Origin of the sequence: Marinomonas sp. S3726, from assembly GCF_000967665.1 — a bacterium.
Lineage (GTDB): Bacteria > Pseudomonadota > Gammaproteobacteria > Pseudomonadales > Marinomonadaceae > Marinomonas.
Map to the genome: position 1 here is coordinate 1 of NZ_JXYC01000090.1, position 209 is coordinate 209.

1 protein-coding gene is annotated in these 209 nt (G+C 45.5%); it reads right to left on the reverse strand.

What is annotated here, in order from left to right; genetic code table 11:
• The coding region (locus TW85_RS25190; protein WP_046019892.1) for a TolC family protein at positions 1-209 on the reverse strand (209 nt) is incomplete at both ends.

Sequence of the window (209 nt, forward strand, 5' to 3'; positions counted from 1 at the left end):
GTAGCTCAACAATGTTACGAGTGCCCACATCATAGCCTGCTTGTGTGGCTTCTAATGAGCTGGCATTCGAGATAATAAGTTGCTTCTGTGCGGCAATTTGCGCTACAGACGTTTTTAAATCTCGGTACAAAGAGCGAACCGCTAGCTCTGTTGTTTGTAATTGATCTTCTAGGTTCTCTTCAGCGGCAACGGCATCATGAACAGACTGT